The organism is Streptomyces sp. NPDC013187 (assembly GCF_042899705.1).
Classification (GTDB): Bacteria; Actinomycetota; Actinomycetes; order Streptomycetales; family Streptomycetaceae; genus Streptomyces; species Streptomyces hawaiiensis_A.
On the sequence record NZ_JBIBAF010000002.1, the window covers coordinates 518,044 to 532,037 of the forward strand.

The window sequence follows — 13,994 nt, forward strand, 5'->3', positions numbered from 1 at the left end:
GCGCGGGGAACTGCGCGGGCGGCCACGACGGATCCGCACCCGCCCAACGGCAGAGACCCGGCACACGAGAAGCCTGGCCCAGTCGGCGCAGCCTTACGGCGTGCAGACCTTCGTCAACTCGCCCGCCGCGTCCGTGACCGGGCTGATGTCGGGCGTCTCGTCGCCGTTCTTGATCGATGTGCGGACGTTGTCGACGGCCTTGTTCAGGTCGTCCACGGCCTTGCCCACGTCCGCGTTGTCGGTCTTGTCGCCGATCTCGCCGAGGTTCTTGTCGATGGAGTCGAGGGACTCGTCGAGCTGTGTCGGGTCGTTCGACGCGCTGTCGACGGCCTGCTGGAGTTCCGTGACGCTGTCGGCGATGGCGTCGGCGGTCTGGACGCAGTCCAGCGCCTTGTCGACGGCGGCGCAGCCGGTGGTGAGTCCGGCGGTCAGCGCGACGGCCGCCAGGGTGGCGGCGACGGCTGCGGTGCGGCGTCGGCGGCTCGCGGCCATGGAGCGGTCCCTCTCGTTCGGTCGGGCCGGTCGGGCCCGCGCGGCTGGCCGGGCGCACAGGGGTGAGCCGTGCGCCCGTACTCCTTCAGACGCGAGTGCGCTCGGCGCGGTTGCCCGTGCCGAGCACCCGTCTTGGCGTGCCTTTTACTTTTCGGGTTGCTGTGTCGAGCCGCTTGTTCGAGTCACTTCTCGAGGACGGCGTCGAGCGCGGTGCGCTGGTGCGCGGCGAGTTCGCCGCAGCCGGCGACGGCGAGGTCGAGGAGGGCGTTGAGTTCGTCGCGGGCGAAGGGTTCGGCTTCGGCGGTGCCCTGGACCTCGACGAAGCGGCCGTCGCCGGTGCAGACGACGTTCATGTCGGTGTCGGCCCTGACGTCTTCCTCGTAGCAGAGGTCGAGGAGGGGGACGCCTGCGACGATGCCGACGGAGACGGCGGAGACGGTGCCGGTGAGGGGCTTGCGGCCGGCCTTGATGAGCTTTTTGCCCTGGGCCCAGGCGATGGCGTCGGCGAGTGCGACGTAGGCGCCGGTGATGGCTGCCGTGCGGGTGCCGCCGTCGGCCTGCAGGACGTCGCAGTCGAGGACGATGGTGTTCTCGCCGAGGGCCTTGTAGTCGATGACGGCACGCAGGGAGCGGCCGATGAGGCGGCTGATCTCGTGGGTGCGGCCGCCGATCTTGCCGCGGACGGATTCGCGGTCGCCGCGGGTGTTGGTGGCGCGGGGCAGCATGGAGTATTCGGCGGTGACCCAGCCCTCGCCGCTGCCCTTGCGCCAGCGGGGGACGCCTTCGGTGACGGAGGCGGTGCAGAAGACCTTGGTGTCGCCGAAGGAGACTAGGACGGAGCCTTCGGCGTGCTTGCTCCAGCCGCGCTCGATGGTGATGGGGCGGAGCTGCTGGGGGGTGCGGCCGTCGATTCGAGACATGCGGCTGAGCCTATCCGTACCGCGGAAGGGGCCCTTCCCGCGGTGGGAGGGGCCCCGTTGGTGAGGTGGGGGGTCTGTCTCAGGGGGTGAAGCCCGGGACGATCCCCGCCCTTCACATCATGTCTTCGATCTCCGCGGCGATGGGGTCGGCGTCGGTGCCGATGACGACCTGGATGGCGGTGCCCATTTTGACGACGCCGTGGGCGCCGGCGGCCTTCAGGGCGGTCTCGTCGACCTTGGCGGGGTCCACGACCTCGGTGCGGAGGCGGGTGATGCAGCCTTCGACCTCTTCGATGTTGTCGATGCCGCCGAGCCCGGCAACGATCTTCTCAGCCTTGGTGGCCATGTTCGTTCTCCCTGATCCGAACCGCTTTGTCGCAGTAACCCACAGTTGGCCCGTCTTTGCGAGCGGCCCTGTCGTGTGTGCCGAAGGACGGCGTCACGTTCGTGCGACCGTCGAACGCCTGGTCTACACCACGAGCCCGCCTCGCGACAAAAGGCCCCCGGCATGGGGGGCGGCGCCGGGGCGTGATCGTCTCCAGCGGGCGGAATTGGCGGGTTCCACTCGTTCGGCCTACCGTGCTACAACTGGTCTACACCACTCACCGGTGGAGGTCGCGCGGTGGCTACCGCGTTCCCCTTTCTTTGAGACGCCGCCGTCCCCCGTCGCATCCTTCCTGGGCGGCGCCGTGCCCCATGGAGGAAGTTCATGTCCACAGACACCGCCGCGCCCGCGAGCCCGAAGAGAGGCTCGGCCGTGATGGCCGTCTTGCAGCGTATCGGCCGCAGTCTCATGCTGCCCGTGGCGGTGCTGCCCGCCGCCGCGCTGCTGGTCCGGCTCGGCAACACCGACATGCTGGGGCGGGATTCGTTCCCTGAGGTGATCACCAAGATCGCGGGCTTCATGACCGCGGGTGGCAACGCGATCCTCGACAACATGCCGCTGTTGTTCGCCGTGGGCATCGCGATCGGCTTCGCGAAGAAGTCGGACGGCTCGACCGCGCTCGCCGCCGTGGTCGGCTACCTGGTGTTCAAGAACGTGCTGGGCACGTTCACCGACCCGACCCTGCCCAAGGTGGCGGCGAAGGTCGGCGACAAGGCCGTCATGGTGGACGCTCCCGCGGACGCCAAGGTGCTGGGCGGTGTCGTCATGGGCATCGTGGTGGCCCTGCTCTACCAGCGGTTCTACCGGACCAAGCTGCCCGACTGGGCGGGCTTCTTCGGCGGTCGCCGCCTGGTGCCGATCCTGTCCGCCTTCGCGGGCCTGGTCATGGGCGTCGTCTTCGGCTACATCTGGCCGGTCCTCGGTACGGCTCTGCACAACTTCGGTGAGTGGCTGGTCGGCTCCGGAGCCGTGGGCGCGGGCATCTTCGGTGTCGCCAACCGTGCACTGATCCCGGTGGGCATGCACCACCTGCTCAATTCCTTCCCCTGGCTGCAGGCGGGCTCCTACGAAGGGAAGAGCGGGGACATCGCGCGCTTCCTGGCCGGTGACCCGACCGCGGGGCAGTTCATGACCGGTTTCTTCCCGATCATGATGTTCGCCCTTCCCGCCGCCTGCCTCGCGATCGTGCACTGCGCCCGTCCCGAACGGCGCAAGGTCGTCGGCGGCATGATGTTCTCGCTCGCGCTGACCTCGTTCGTCACCGGTGTCACCGAGCCGATCGAGTTCACGTTCATGTTCATCGCCCCGGTGCTGTACGCGATCCACGCGGTGCTCACCGGTGTCTCCATGGCGCTGACCTGGGCCCTCGGCATGAAGGACGGGTTCGGTTTCTCCGCCGGTGCGATCGACTTCCTGCTGAACCTCGGCATCGCGACCAAGCCGTGGCTGCTGGCCCTGGTCGGCCTGTGCTTCGCGGCGGTCTACTACGTGGTCTTCCGCTTCGCGATCACCAAGTTCAACCTGCCGACGCCGGGCCGGGAGTCCGACGAGGAACTCGCCGAGCTGCAGAAGGCGGAGGCGAAGTAGCCCGCGGCCCGCACCGCGCGAAGGCCCCGGAACCACAACGGTTCCGGGGCCTTCGCGTGTGCTCCTGGCCCTCGTGCGCGTACCGGGGCCTCGGTGCCGTGCCGTGGAGCGCTAGATCTCGTACGTCTGCCCCGGCGCGGCCAGGTCCACCCGGCCGTCGTAGACCTCGCGGGCGTGGACGAGGTTGACCTGGGGGTCCGTCCACGGCGGGATGTGGGTGAGGACCAGGCGGCGGGCACCGGCCCGGGCCGCCGTCTCCCCCGCCTCGCGGCCGTTGAGATGCAGGTCGGGGATGTCCTCCTTGCCGTGCGTGAACGCGGCCTCGCACAGGAACAGGTCGGCGTCCCGGGCGAGTTCGTCCAGCGCGGGGCTCACCCCGGTGTCGCCGGAGTACGTCAGCGTCCGGCCGCCGTGCTCGATCCGGATGCCGTAGGCCTCCACGGGGTGGGCCACCCGCTCGGTGTGCACGGTGAAGGGGCCGAGTTCGAAGGTGGACGGCTTGACCGTGTGGAAGTCGAAGACCTCGCTCATGGAGGAGGCGGAGGGGGTGTCCGCGTAGGCGGTGGTCAGCCGGTGTTCCGTGCCTTCGGGGCCGTGGACGGGGATCGGATCGCAGCGGCCGCCGTCGTGGCGGTAGTAGCGCGCGACGAAGTACGCGCACATGTCGATGCAGTGGTCGGCGTGCAGATGGCTGAGGAAGATCGCGTCGAGGTCGTAGAGACCGCAGTGGCGCTGCAGCTCGCCCAGGGCACCGTTGCCCATGTCGAGAAGCAGCCGGAAGCCGTCGGCCTCGACGAGGTAGCTCGAGCAGGCCGATTCCGCGGACGGGAACGACCCCGAGCAGCCGACGACGGTGAGCTTCATGAAGCAGAAACCTCCGCTGGCGGGATAAGTCTGAGAGGGGCGTCGGGGGTCGTGCGGTCCGTCGAGCGTAAGGCGCAAAACCTCCGGTAGCTCCTCCGCCAAGGCCTGTTGTGGGCGAACTCACCTGTGGTGTCACCGGTTCGGCTGGCAGAGCCGGGGGTGATCCCTGTGAGGGGGGCGCGTGGCAGGGGCGGCGCCGGTAACGTCTTTCAGTATGGACACGTCCTGGTGGCTGGCGCTCGCCGCGGTGGTGCTGCTCGCGCTCATCGCCACGCTCGTCGACGGCTGGGGCCGGGGCCGGCGGCCGTCGGTCCGGCGTGGCTCGACTGCGGCCCCCGTCCTCCCGGAGGGCCGGCCGCAGCCGGCGGAGATCTGGTGGGCCGATGTGCCCTACGACGACGAGGCCCGTACGAAGGACCGGCCCTGTCTGGTGCTGGCGGTGCGCGGGGAGCGGGCGACGGTCGCGAAGATCACCACCCGGTTCCGTGACGAGCGCACCGGGGTGATCCCGCTGCCGCCGGGCTCGGTCGGCGATGCCCAGGGGCGGGCGAGTTTCCTGGAGACGGAGGAGTTGCGGGAGGTCCCGGTGTGGGGCTTCCGGCGGCGGGTCGGCGTGGTGGATCCGACCCTCTGGGACCAGGTGCGGTACCTGGCGGGCTGACCCGGGAAAGCGGTACCCGGCGGGCTGACCCGGGAAAGCGGTACCCGGCGGGCTGGTCCGGGAAAGCGGTACCCGGCGGGCTCACCCGGGCCAAGCGACGGGAAGAGCGGCACCGGGGAAGGCGCCGGGGGAAGAGGCACCGGAAAAGGGCTGGAGTCGTGGACTCCAGCCCTTCGTGTCGGTGGTGCTCGCCGTCGGCTACGCCCAGAGCTGGCCCTGGAGGGTGTCGATGGCTTCCTCGGTCGTGGCCGCCGTGTAGACGCCGGTCGAGAGGTACTTCCAGCCGCCGTCGGCGACGACGAAGACGATGTCGGCCGGCTCTCCGGCCTTGACGGCCTTCTTGCCGACGCCGATCGCGGCGTGCAGCGCGGCGCCCGTGGAGACGCCGGCGAAGATGCCCTCCTGCTGGAGCAGCTCGCGGGTGCGGGTGACCGCGTCCGCGGAGCCGACCGAGAAGCGGCTGGTGAGGACGGACGCGTCGTACAGCTCGGGGACGAAGCCCTCGTCGAGGTTGCGCAGGCCGTAGACCAGGTCGTCGTAGCGCGGTTCGGCGGCGACGATCTGGACGTCCGGCTTGTGCTCGCGCAGGAAGCGGCCCACGCCCATGAGGGTGCCGGTGGTGCCGAGGCCGGCCACGAAGTGGGTGACGGACGGCAGGTCGGCGAGGATCTCGGGGCCGGTCGTGGCGTAGTGGGCGCCGGCGTTGTCGGGGTTGCCGTACTGGTAGAGCATCACCCAGTCGGGGTGCTCGGCCGAGAGCTCCTTGGCGACGCGCACGGCGGTGTTGGAGCCGCCCGCCGCCGGGGAGGAGATGATCTCCGCGCCCCACATGCCCAGCAGGTCCCGGCGTTCCTGCGAGGTGTTCTCCGGCATCACGCAGACGATGCGGTAACCCTTGAGCTTCGCCGCCATGGCCAGGGAGATGCCGGTGTTGCCCGACGTCGGTTCGAGGATGGTGCAGCCCGGGGTCAGGCGGCCGTCCTTCTCCGCCTGCTCGATCATGTGCAGGGCTGGGCGGTCCTTGACCGACCCCGTCGGGTTGCGGTCCTCCAGCTTCGCCCAGATACGGACGTCGGCGGACGGCGACAGCCGCGGCAGGCGCACCAGGGGGGTGTTGCCGACCGCGGCCAGGGGGGAGTCGTAGCGCATGGTTGATCAGACCATGCCGCCGGCCACGGCCGGCAGGATCGTGACGTTGTCGCCGTCCGACAGCTTGGTGTTGATGCCGTCGAGGAAGCGGACGTCCTCGTCGTTCAGGTAGACGTTGACGAAGCGGCGCAGCTGGTCGCCGTCGACGATGCGGGCCCGGATGCCGGCGTGCCGGGTCTCGAGGTCGGTGAAGAGCTCGGCGAGGGTGTCTCCCTTGCCCTCCACCGCCTTCTGACCGTCGGTGTAGGTGCGGAGGATGGTCGGGATGCGGACCTCGATGGCCATGGCTTCAGGGCTCCTGTCGGGAGTAGTCAGTCGGGGCGCGCGGCAGCGCAGGAACAGCAGGTGGTGCGTGTGTGCAGCGCCGCGGCTCACGGCCGTACGGCGGCAGGGACCGGCGTCAACAGATGGCGCTGGCGAGCCTGCACAGGTCGACGTGCAGCCGCGCCACGAGCAGATCGCCCGGCGTCTTTTCGCTCACGTCGTGGAAAACCATGGGCTCATCGTATCGATTCCCGGTCCGGGTCCTGGAATGTGATCCCACATTGCGGACGTTTTCGGGCCGGACAGTGAGACCGCCCTGTTCAGGCGTCCTCAGTAGGCCTCGACGACCTGGACCTCTTCCTCCGTGACCTCGCCCTCGACGATGCGGAAGGAGCGGAACTGGAACTCGCCGGCGCCGTCGGTGTCGGCGGTGGAGACGAGGACGTAGTGCGCGCCGGGCTCGTTGGCGTAGGAGATGTCGGTGCGCGAGGGGTAGGCCTCGGTGGCGGTGTGGGAGTGGTAGATGACCACCGGCTCCTCGTCGCGGTCGTCCATCTCCCGGTACAGCTTGAGCAGGTCGCCGGAGTCGAACTCGTAGAACGTGGGCGACATGGCCGCGTTCAGCATGGGGATGAAGCGCTCGGGGCGGTCCGAGCCCGCCGGGCCGGCGACGACGCCGCACGCCTCGTCGGGGTGGTCCTTGCGCGCGTGGGCGACGATCTGGTCGACGAGGGCCTGGGTGATGGTCAGCATGCTCGCCAGGATAAGCAGAAGGGCCGTTCCGTACCGAGGGTTGGTACGGAACGGCCCATATGCCGGACGCCCTGAGCGGCGGCCGCAGGGAGTGCCACGAGTACTCCCTGCGGCGGGCGTCCCGCGGGTTGGTCAGCCGACCTGTTCGAACTCCGGGTCACGGCGCTCGGTGAGCTGCGGGTTGCGGCGCTTGAGGAACGCCCAGCCGATGCCGAGGGCGACGGCCCAGCCGGCGGCGACGTACAGGCAGACCCGGGCGTCCTTGTCGTACGCGATCATGCAGGTCACGCCGATGAGGAAGAGGAGCGCGACCCAGCTGAAGAGGGCGCCGCCGGGGGCGGGGAAGGACGAGGCGCGCAGCCGGCCCGCGTCGACCGCGGAGCGGTAGCGGATGTGGCTGACGAGGATCATCATCCAGGTCCAGATGCCGGCCGCGGTGGCGACGGAGGTGACGTAGAGGAACGCCTTCTCCGGGACGACGTAGTTCAGGACGACGCCGATGCCCATGAGCGCCACGGAGACGGTGATGCCGACGGCGGGCGTCTTGCGGGCGTTGAGCTTGCCGAACGCCTGCGGGGCCTCGCTGTTGGCGGCCAGGTCGCGGAGCATGCGGCCGGTGGAGTACATGCCCGAGTTGCAGGACGACAGGGCCGCGGTGAGCACCACGAAGTTGACGATGCCCGCGGCGAGCGGAATGCCGATCTTGCCGAAGGCGTGCACGAAGGGGCTTTCACCGGCGGAGAACTCGGTCCACTTGACGACGGAGAGGATCACCAGCAGCGCGCCGACGTAGAAGACGATGATGCGCCAGGGCAGGGTGTTGATGGCCTTGGGCAGGGTCTTCTCGGGGTTCTCGGACTCGCCCGCGGTGACGCCGACGAGCTCGACGGCGAGGTAGGCGAACATGACGCCCTGGAGGGTCATCAGGCTGGAGCCGATGCCGTTCGGGAAGAAGCCGTCGTGCGCCCAGAGGTTGGAGACGGTGGCGGTGTCACCGGCGTCGGAGAAGCCGAGGGTGAGCACGCCGAGGCCGATGACGATCATGCCGATGATGGCCGTGACCTTGATCATCGAGAACCAGAACTCGACCTCGCCGAAGATCTTGACGGAGATCAGGTTGACGCCGAAGAGCACCACCAGGAACACCAGGGCGCTGACCCACTGGGGGATCTCCGGGAACCAGAAGTGGATGTAGATCGCGGCGGCCGTCAGTTCGGCCATGCCGGTGACCACCCACATGAGCCAGTACGTCCAGCCCGTGACGAACCCGAAGAACGGGCCGAGGAACTCGCGCGCGTACTCGGCGAAGGAGCCGGAGACCGGACGGTAGAGCAGCAGCTCGCCCAGCGCTCGCATGATGAAGAAGATGATCACGCCCGCGAGGGCGTACATGAGGATGATGCTGGGCCCGGCCTTGGCGATGTTCGCCCCGGCGCCCATGAACAGACCGACGCCGATGGCGCCGCCGATCGCGATCATCTGGACCTGACGGCTGCCGAGTCCGCGCTCGTAGCCCTCTTCAGGTGCTTTCTCCGTGTCGACCTGCGCAGAGGTCATGTGTGGTGCGCCTTTCTCCATGCCGACCCGGGCCCTCGTCGGCCTCGGATCGGGTTTCGATCCCCCCGGAATGATGGAGCTGAGCGGGCCCGGAAGCCTGCTCGTGCCTGGCCGGCGGTTGCCGGCTCGGTGGCGCACCCGGCCGAACATTCGGGTGGTGTTCTGCCGGGCGGTCGTGAAGATTTATCACGCTGGAAACACTGATCACAGCGGCGCGATGTGGCGCACGGCACAGGGAAAAGCAGACAAAACGCACCCGAAGAGGCCATAGGCGGCGGGTGCGGTGACGGGATCGTTATCCGGATTTGAGTGTCCTCTGAGCGAACACCGTTCGGTCACTCAGCGGTCACGAAATCTGCACCGATCAGGGCATAAGGGTTCCGACCAGCGTCTCCTGGAGTCCACCGAGCCACAGGTAGGCCATCACCATCGGCTTGCGCGGGTCGTCGTCCGGGAGGCGGTAGAGGAGGTCGGTGTCCTCGTCGTCGGTGATCTCCAGCCGCGAGCCGATCGCGAGCCGCAGGTCGTTCAGGGCCCCCAGCCACTGCTGGGACTCGGCCGGCGACAGCTTCAGCACCGCGCCGCCCTCGCCGGCGGAGGCCGCGGAGAGCTCGTCGAGGGAGCGGATCACCGCGAGGGCGCTGTCCCGCTTGCCGGCCCGCAGGTCGTTCTCGGTGTACCGCCGGAACTCCGCCGAGTGCGCCCGCTGCTCCTCGGCGTCCCGGGGCGAGGCGGGCTGCTCGGGGTCGCTGTAGGCGTCCGGGAACAGCCGCCTGAGCACCGGGTCGGTGGGCGGCTCGCTCGGGCCCTCGGCGAACAGCTCGGCGAGCGGGTCGTCGGGGGCGTCCGCGGCGGGGCCGGGGCCGATGAGCTCCAGGAGCTGGACGGCCAGCGACCGGATGATGGAGATCTCGACGTCGTCGAGGGCGACGGCCGCGCCGCCGCCGGGGAGCGGTTCGAAGGTTCCGGGCATGAACGCCTTTTCGCTGCTGGGCGGGGAGCTGGCTACTTGCGGTCCTGCTGGAGGGTGGCCCACAGGCCGTAGCCGTGCATGGCCTGCACGTCGCGTTCCATCTCCTCGCGGCTGCCGCTGGAGACGACCGCCCGGCCCTTGTGGTGGACGTCGAGCATGAGCTTGGTGGCCTTGTCCTTGGAGTAGCCGAAGTACGACTGGAAGACGTACGTCACGTAGCTCATGAGGTTGACCGGGTCGTTGTGGACGATCGTGACCCACGGGACGTCCGGCTCGGGTACGGCGAAGACCTCCTCCGCCGACTCGGTGCGTTCGATCTCCAGGGGCGCGGGTGACGTCACACTGCCCATGCTGCCACCCGAGGGGGGTGGTCGCACAAACGGGCCTGGCCGTAAGGGGATCGCGTCTCCCGGAACTGCAATCGTCAGATTGACGAAATGGGGGTACGCTCCTTTCCATGAACACAGCGGACCTTGGGCTGCCGGTGGACGTTCCCTCGACGGCTCTCTTCACGGACCAGTACGAGCTGACGATGCTGCGGGCCGCCCTCGCCTCGGGCACGGCCGAACGGCGGAGCGTGTTCGAGGTCTTCACCCGGCGGCTGCCGAACGGTCGCCGCTACGGCGTCGTGGGCGGCACCGGGCGGGTGCTGGACGCGGTGGAGAACTTCCGTTTCGACACGGCCGTGCTGAACTTCCTGCGCGAGCGGGGGATCGTCGACGAGGAGACCCTGCAGTGGCTCTCCGGCTACCGGTTCAGCGGCGACATCTGGGGCTACCCCGAGGGCGAGGTGTACTTCCCCGGCTCGCCGATCATGCGGGTCGAGGGCACCTTCGCCGAGTGCGTGCTGCTGGAGACCGTGATCCTGTCGATCCTCAACCACGACTCGGCCATCGCCGCGGCCGCCTCGCGCATGGCGGCGGCGGCGGGCGACCGGCCCCTGATCGAGATGGGCGCCCGGCGTACCCACGAGCTGGCGGCGGTGGCGGCCTCCCGGGCCGCGTACGTCGGCGGTTTCGCCACCACCTCCGACCTGGCCGCCGGCTTCCGGTACGGCATCCCGACCGTCGGCACCTCCGCGCACGCCTTCACCCTGCTGCACGACAGCGAGCGGGACGCCTTCCAGGCCCAGGTCGACACCCTGGGCCGGGGCACCACCCTGCTGGTGGACACCTACGACGTCGCCGAGGCGGTCCGCACGGCCGTCGAGGTCGCCGGGACCGAGCTGGGCGCGGTGCGGATCGACTCCGGCGACCTGCTGCTGGTGGCGCACCGGGTGCGCCAGCAGCTGGACGAGCTGGGCGCGAGGGACACGAAGATCGTGGTGACCTCCGACCTGGACGAGTACGCGATCGCCTCGCTGGCGGCGGCGCCGGTGGACGCGTACGGCGTCGGGACGCAGCTGGTGACCGGCTCCGGCCACCCCACCTCCTCGATGGTCTACAAACTGGTCGCACGGGCCGAGTCCACCGGCCCGAAGGCACCGCTGGTGGCCGTGGCGAAGAAGTCCAGCGGCGGCAAGACGTCGGTCGGCGGACGCAAGTGGGCGGCGCGGCGGCTGGACTCCTACGGGGTGGCCGAGGCCGAGGTGATCGGCACCGGGCGGGTGCCGGCCGAGCTCGCGGACCGGCAGCTGCTGGTCGAGCTGGTCAAGGGCGGCGAGGTGGTGGCGCGTGAGCCCCTGGACGCGGCGCGCGAGCGGCACACGAGGGCGCGCGCGGGTCTCCCGATGTCGGCCACGCAGCTCTCGCGCGGGGAGCCCGTCCTTCCCACGGAGTACCTGCACGAGAGCTCGGGTAGCTAATTGCGGTGTGCCGTTGCGCGCCGACCCGCGACCCCTCCCGTCCGCTCCCCTCTGTCAATAGGCTCGGTGGTTCACCGGCCGGGCTTGCCGACCTCATAGCCGAAGGACACCGACCATGCGCCGCGCCTTGATCGTCGTCGATGTGCAGAACGACTTCTGTGAGGGGGGCAGCCTCGCGGTGTCCGGCGGTGCCGACGTGGCCGCCGCCGTCACGGAGCTGATCGGGCAGGCGGCCGGGTCCGGCTACCAGCACGTCGTGGCCACCCGCGACCACCACATCGCCCCCGGCGGCCACTTCTCCACGAACCCGGACTACGCCCGCTCCTGGCCCGCGCACTGCGTCGCCGGCACGGAGGGCGTCGGCTTCCATCCGAATTTCGCCCCCGCGGTCGCCTCCGGCTCGATCGACGCGGTGTTCGACAAGGGGGCGTACTCGGCGGCGTACAGCGGTTTCGAGGGCGCCGACGAGAACGGCACGCCGCTCGCCGACTGGCTGCGCTCCCGCCAGGTCACCGAGGTCGACGTGGTCGGCATCGCGACCGATCACTGCGTCAAGGCCACCGCTCTGGACGCGGCCCGCGAGGGCTTCCGCACCCAGGTCCTGCTGGACCTCACCGCGGGAGTGGCCGAGGAGACCACGGAACGGGCCCTGGAGGAGCTGCGGGCAGCGGGCGTGGAGCTGTCGGGGAAGCCTGTGGTCTGACCACCTCGTCGCGCCGGCTCACGGAGTCCGGCGCGGGTGGGCGCGCTGAGACCGATGGACGGGCCGGTGCCCGGCCCGTCCAGGACCCGGTCAGGTCCTGATACCGCCGATGTTGATCCCGTCGCAGCTCCGCTCGATGAACTCACCGACCCGGACACCGGCCTGCTTGAACCTGTCCCGTTCCGCCCCGCCCGGGTGCTCGTACCACGCGATCAGCCGGTCGAACTCGCCCGCGATGTCGTCCGGGGCCAGCTCACGCAGTTCTTCCATGAGGTGAGTACGGCGGTGCGCCGACAATTCCTCGGACTTCGACAGATCAAGCGGCTCGGCTTCCTCGCAGAATTTCGGCCGCTCCTCGGCATGACGGAACGATTCGATGTCGGGACCACTTTCACCCGACCGCAGTACGAGCACTGCGACAAAAGCAATCACCGCCGCCGCGACATAGCTGGTGATTCGCCACGCTCTGCCCATCACGTCCCTGCCTTGATCGCATTGAGGTCGTGCTGGTCATAGTTCTGGGGCCAGATCTCCACTCGCATGCAGGAATTGTTGTCCGTGTCATTGCTCCTGCTGCGGTGGCCGAGGTCACCGGTGTGCCCGAATTCATGGCAGCCGAGGCTGCGCCACTGGGCAGCGGTCTTGTACTGGTAGGTGTTGAAACGCACCCGGATGACGTCACAGGACGTCGCGAACGGCGTCCAGTCGATGCAGTCGGTCCGGCCGTGCCAGCCGGTGTCGCCGTAGTTGTTGTCGTAGACGTGGATGTCGCTGTCGCCCCAGGACGTGGTGATAACGCTGCGCTCCAGCTGGCTCTTGCCGTGGTTCATCGCCCTGGTGCCGTTGGTGCTCAGGTCGTAGCCCTTGACCGCCTGGCTGCGGTTGTCGGGGTCGGTGCCGTTGTCGTCGTGGTCGGCGACCGCGGTGAACGGTGTGCTGAGCACCAGGGCCGCAGCCGACGCGAGTACGGCCATGGACCTGCGAGAGGTGTGCACGATGTTCTCCTCGTTCCTTCGGGAGGTGGCCGGACTCAGGTGGACGAGGGGTAAGGCGTCGGCTCGGAGCCGTCGTCCGTCGATCCGTCGGGCTCCGGCTCCACGGGGCTGTCCGGGACGTCGTTCTGCTCATCGCCGACCGCCGGTACGGGCTGCGGCAGGACCGTCAGCTGGTTCGCGTTCGCCGGGTCGAGCAGGCGCTTGAGTTCGGCGTAGAAGTCGGTGTTGGTCCGCCCGTCGATGAGCGGGAACAGCGGACCCTTCGGGTCGGCCGAAGAGCGGACGATCCCGTCCTTGTTCAGCACCCGGCCCTGGGTGCTCACGTAGCGCCATTTCGTGGTGACGGCATCCCGCTTCAGGAAGTAGTAGCCGGTCTCGCCCACCTGGCTCCAGGTCAGGTTCTCGATCTGGTAGCCGTTGCCGGAACCGTCCCAGCCCCACTCCTCCAGCGTGAGCGTGGCGCCGATGTCGGCCCCGCCCCTCTTCAGAACGGCGTCGACGCGGAGCGTCACATTGCGCGCCTGATCGGTGCCACCGGTCTCGGCGGTGCCGACCGTCCGCCCCGGAGCGGTGCTCAGCACCGTGCCCCGGATCATGACCGGAGAGGTGCCCACCAGGGCGTTGACGGTGGCGAAGGAGAAGTCCTCACGAGCGTGCACAATGCGTTCCGGATGCGCATCCCGATGGGCCGACACACCTTGCGCCGATCCCGACGAGGTGGCGATTATTCCGACCATGGCACCGGCCGCCGCAGCTATGGCGGCGCGCACGAAATAGCCTGTTTTCATTTAGCGATCCCCCGACAACCCCAAGAGGGGAACACCTGTTCCCCTCTGATCGGCAGTCAGACTAACAGGCATGTGATCAACAAGGAAGAAGTCGCGGGA

The 13,994-nt window shown here is 69.2% G+C and carries 18 protein-coding genes; 4 read left to right on the forward strand and 14 right to left on the reverse strand.

The annotated features are described in order from the left end of the window. Positions 1-93: 93 nt before the first annotated feature. From ACFY5B_RS05530 to ACFY5B_RS05540, 3 genes are all read right to left on the reverse strand, one after another. On the reverse strand, positions 94-492 hold the full coding sequence (locus ACFY5B_RS05530) for a hypothetical protein (protein WP_104779695.1): 399 nt from the start codon (positions 490-492) through the stop codon (positions 94-96). A gap of 182 nt (positions 493-674) precedes the next feature. Beyond that, positions 675-1,412, reverse strand: a complete 738-nt coding sequence (gene rph / locus ACFY5B_RS05535) for a ribonuclease PH (protein ID WP_389964869.1) — start codon at positions 1,410-1,412, stop codon at positions 675-677. Positions 1,413-1,524: 112 nt separating this feature from the next. Then, positions 1,525-1,758 carry a glucose PTS transporter subunit EIIB gene (locus tag ACFY5B_RS05540; protein WP_086602225.1) on the reverse strand — a complete coding sequence of 78 codons (234 nt, stop codon included), beginning with the start codon at positions 1,756-1,758 and terminating at the stop codon, positions 1,525-1,527. Between the two features lie 363 nt (positions 1,759-2,121). On the opposite strand from ACFY5B_RS05540, the gene ACFY5B_RS05545 reads away from it, so the two are divergent. Then, on the forward strand, positions 2,122-3,384 hold the full coding sequence (locus ACFY5B_RS05545; RefSeq protein ID WP_389964873.1) for a PTS transporter subunit EIIC: 1,263 nt from the start codon (positions 2,122-2,124) through the stop codon (positions 3,382-3,384). Positions 3,385-3,495: 111 nt separating this feature from the next. Here the strand turns inward: ACFY5B_RS05545 and ACFY5B_RS05550 are convergent, their stop codons facing one another. Beyond that, positions 3,496-4,248, reverse strand: coding sequence for an MBL fold metallo-hydrolase (locus ACFY5B_RS05550; protein WP_389964876.1), 753 nt, complete (start codon positions 4,246-4,248; stop codon positions 3,496-3,498). A gap of 214 nt (positions 4,249-4,462) precedes the next feature. Between ACFY5B_RS05550 and ACFY5B_RS05555 the strand changes: the two genes are divergently transcribed. Next, entirely contained in the window at positions 4,463-4,909 is a 447-nt protein-coding gene (locus ACFY5B_RS05555; RefSeq protein WP_389964879.1) for a type II toxin-antitoxin system PemK/MazF family toxin, read from the forward strand. Between the two features lie 198 nt (positions 4,910-5,107). Here ACFY5B_RS05555 and ACFY5B_RS05560 read toward each other — a convergent pair whose 3' ends face one another. The 7 genes from ACFY5B_RS05560 to clpS form a co-directional block, all read right to left on the reverse strand. Further along, the gene (locus ACFY5B_RS05560) at positions 5,108-6,058 is read right to left on the reverse strand and encodes a PLP-dependent cysteine synthase family protein (RefSeq protein ID WP_184558625.1); all 951 of its coding nucleotides are present in this window, start codon (positions 6,056-6,058) and stop codon (positions 5,108-5,110) included. Positions 6,059-6,064: 6 nt separating this feature from the next. Beyond that, positions 6,065-6,343, reverse strand: a complete 279-nt coding sequence (locus ACFY5B_RS05565; protein WP_352097959.1) for a MoaD/ThiS family protein — start codon at positions 6,341-6,343, stop codon at positions 6,065-6,067. A gap of 115 nt (positions 6,344-6,458) precedes the next feature. Further along, positions 6,459-6,554, reverse strand: coding sequence for a putative leader peptide (locus ACFY5B_RS05570; protein WP_311688247.1), 96 nt, complete (start codon positions 6,552-6,554; stop codon positions 6,459-6,461). A 98-nt stretch (positions 6,555-6,652) separates the two neighbouring features. Then, the gene (locus ACFY5B_RS05575; RefSeq protein ID WP_031140077.1) at positions 6,653-7,075 is read right to left on the reverse strand and encodes a Mov34/MPN/PAD-1 family protein; all 423 of its coding nucleotides are present in this window, start codon (positions 7,073-7,075) and stop codon (positions 6,653-6,655) included. A gap of 132 nt (positions 7,076-7,207) precedes the next feature. Further along, on the reverse strand, positions 7,208-8,632 hold the full coding sequence (locus ACFY5B_RS05580; protein WP_389964885.1) for an amino acid permease: 1,425 nt from the start codon (positions 8,630-8,632) through the stop codon (positions 7,208-7,210). A 364-nt stretch (positions 8,633-8,996) separates the two neighbouring features. Further along, on the reverse strand, positions 8,997-9,605 hold the full coding sequence (locus tag ACFY5B_RS05585) for a DUF2017 domain-containing protein (protein WP_389964888.1): 609 nt from the start codon (positions 9,603-9,605) through the stop codon (positions 8,997-8,999). A 32-nt stretch (positions 9,606-9,637) separates the two neighbouring features. Beyond that, positions 9,638-9,955 (reverse strand): ATP-dependent Clp protease adapter ClpS, encoded by a 318-nt coding sequence (gene clpS, locus ACFY5B_RS05590; protein WP_031102986.1) that lies wholly within the window; start codon positions 9,953-9,955, stop codon positions 9,638-9,640. Positions 9,956-10,062: 107 nt separating this feature from the next. Between clpS and ACFY5B_RS05595 the strand changes: the two genes are divergently transcribed. Together ACFY5B_RS05595 and ACFY5B_RS05600 are read left to right on the forward strand one after the other, a co-directional pair. Next, positions 10,063-11,409, forward strand: coding sequence for a nicotinate phosphoribosyltransferase (locus ACFY5B_RS05595; protein WP_389964892.1), 1,347 nt, complete (start codon positions 10,063-10,065; stop codon positions 11,407-11,409). Between the two features lie 115 nt (positions 11,410-11,524). Further along, entirely contained in the window at positions 11,525-12,112 is a 588-nt protein-coding gene (locus tag ACFY5B_RS05600) for a nicotinamidase (protein ID WP_389964895.1), read from the forward strand. 90 nt (positions 12,113-12,202) lie between these two features. Here the strand turns inward: ACFY5B_RS05600 and ACFY5B_RS05605 are convergent, their stop codons facing one another. From ACFY5B_RS05605 to ACFY5B_RS05615, 3 genes are read right to left on the reverse strand one after another with little or no spacing between them, the layout of a single operon-like run. After that, the gene (locus tag ACFY5B_RS05605; RefSeq protein ID WP_389964898.1) at positions 12,203-12,589 is read right to left on the reverse strand and encodes a hypothetical protein; all 387 of its coding nucleotides are present in this window, start codon (positions 12,587-12,589) and stop codon (positions 12,203-12,205) included. After that, complete coding sequence (locus tag ACFY5B_RS05610; RefSeq protein ID WP_389964901.1) at positions 12,586-13,107, reverse strand: hypothetical protein; 522 nt, start codon at positions 13,105-13,107, stop codon at positions 12,586-12,588. Before ACFY5B_RS05610 ends, ACFY5B_RS05605 begins: the two co-directional genes overlap by 4 nt. Before the next feature lie 35 nt (positions 13,108-13,142). Beyond that, positions 13,143-13,766 carry a hypothetical protein gene (locus ACFY5B_RS05615; RefSeq protein ID WP_389964904.1) on the reverse strand — a complete coding sequence of 208 codons (624 nt, stop codon included), beginning with the start codon at positions 13,764-13,766 and terminating at the stop codon, positions 13,143-13,145. Positions 13,767-13,994: the final 228 nt, after the last annotated feature.

What these genes read in the sequence shown, in the direction of transcription:
- ACFY5B_RS05560 (WP_184558625.1), bottom strand. Translation starts at nt 6,058, where the DNA reads ATGCGCTACGACTCCCCCCTGGCCGCGGTCGGCAACACCCCCCTGGTG.
- ACFY5B_RS05570 (WP_311688247.1), bottom strand. Translation starts at nt 6,554, where the DNA reads ATGGTTTTCCACGACGTGAGCGAAAAGACGCCGGGCGATCTGCTCGTG.
- clpS (WP_031102986.1), bottom strand. Translation starts at nt 9,955, where the DNA reads ATGGGCAGTGTGACGTCACCCGCGCCCCTGGAGATCGAACGCACCGAG.
- ACFY5B_RS05555 (WP_389964879.1), top strand. Translation starts at nt 4,463, where the DNA reads ATGGACACGTCCTGGTGGCTGGCGCTCGCCGCGGTGGTGCTGCTCGCG.
- ACFY5B_RS05565 (WP_352097959.1), bottom strand. Translation starts at nt 6,343, where the DNA reads ATGGCCATCGAGGTCCGCATCCCGACCATCCTCCGCACCTACACCGAC.
- ACFY5B_RS05540 (WP_086602225.1), bottom strand. Translation starts at nt 1,758, where the DNA reads ATGGCCACCAAGGCTGAGAAGATCGTTGCCGGGCTCGGCGGCATCGAC.
- ACFY5B_RS05550 (WP_389964876.1), bottom strand. Translation starts at nt 4,248, where the DNA reads ATGAAGCTCACCGTCGTCGGCTGCTCGGGGTCGTTCCCGTCCGCGGAA.
- ACFY5B_RS05585 (WP_389964888.1), bottom strand. Translation starts at nt 9,605, where the DNA reads ATGCCCGGAACCTTCGAACCGCTCCCCGGCGGCGGCGCGGCCGTCGCC.
- rph (WP_389964869.1), bottom strand. Translation starts at nt 1,412, where the DNA reads ATGTCTCGAATCGACGGCCGCACCCCCCAGCAGCTCCGCCCCATCACC.
- ACFY5B_RS05595 (WP_389964892.1), top strand. Translation starts at nt 10,063, where the DNA reads ATGAACACAGCGGACCTTGGGCTGCCGGTGGACGTTCCCTCGACGGCT.
- ACFY5B_RS05580 (WP_389964885.1), bottom strand. Translation starts at nt 8,632, where the DNA reads ATGACCTCTGCGCAGGTCGACACGGAGAAAGCACCTGAAGAGGGCTAC.
- ACFY5B_RS05600 (WP_389964895.1), top strand. Translation starts at nt 11,525, where the DNA reads ATGCGCCGCGCCTTGATCGTCGTCGATGTGCAGAACGACTTCTGTGAG.
- ACFY5B_RS05575 (WP_031140077.1), bottom strand. Translation starts at nt 7,075, where the DNA reads ATGCTGACCATCACCCAGGCCCTCGTCGACCAGATCGTCGCCCACGCG.
- ACFY5B_RS05545 (WP_389964873.1), top strand. Translation starts at nt 2,122, where the DNA reads ATGTCCACAGACACCGCCGCGCCCGCGAGCCCGAAGAGAGGCTCGGCC.
- ACFY5B_RS05530 (WP_104779695.1), bottom strand. Translation starts at nt 492, where the DNA reads ATGGCCGCGAGCCGCCGACGCCGCACCGCAGCCGTCGCCGCCACCCTG.